This is a genomic window from Paracoccus marcusii (genome assembly GCF_006151785.1).
Taxonomy (GTDB): Bacteria; Pseudomonadota; Alphaproteobacteria; order Rhodobacterales; family Rhodobacteraceae; genus Paracoccus; species Paracoccus marcusii.
Window position 1 is genome coordinate 1 of sequence record NZ_VDDD01000278.1, and the last position, 767, is coordinate 767.

Annotated in this window: 1 pseudogene; it reads left to right on the top strand. The window is 75.9% G+C overall.

The annotated features are described in order from the left end of the window. Positions 1-767, top strand: a pseudogene (locus tag FHD68_RS19295) (DUF3320 domain-containing protein); the annotation flags it as partial.

The window sequence follows — 767 nt, forward strand, 5'->3', positions numbered from 1 at the left end:
CGACGCTGGACCGGGCCGAGGCGCGGGTGCGGATGCTGCGTCTGCTGGCGCGCCCCCCACAGGGGGCGGCGGATCACGCCGCGACCCTGTTCGCGGCCGCCCGCGATCCCCGCCTGGTCCAGGCGCTGCAGGCGGGCGCCGAATGGGCGACGGCCCAGGAACAGGTGTTGACCCGTTTCACCCCCGCCGCGCCGGATCTTGACCCCGCGCCCCTGCGGGCCGGGCTGGCGCGCGGGGTGGGGTCATTCCTTGGTCGGCTGTTCGGCCCCTATCGTGGGGCGTCGGCGCAGCTGCAGACGCTGCTGGTCGGACCGATGCCGTCTGCGGCCGCCGACCGACTGGCGCTGGCGGATGAGCTGGTGGCGCTGCGCCGCCTGCGCCGTGTCCTGGCCGACGACGAAGCCTATCTGGCGGCGACCCTTGGGACCGACTGGCGGGGCGAGCGGACGCCCTTTGCGCGGCTGGCCGCGGTGGCGAGCTGGCTGGGAGAGTTGGACGGCTGCCTGCCGGATGGGGCGGCGGTGGTGCAGGCGCTGACCGACATTCCCGACCCCGCGGCACAGGGCGATGCGCTTGCGGCGGCCGTGCAGGATGCGCGAGCGGCGCTGGCGCGGGTTCGTGACAGGCTGGACCTGGACGCGGAGGCCGCGGGCCTTGCGGGCGATGCGCCGATCGCGGATTGGCAGGCGGCGCTGTCGGGCATGTCCGACGCGCCCGCCCGCTATGCCGAATGGGCCGATCTGGCGCGCGACGCGCAGGTGGCGGGC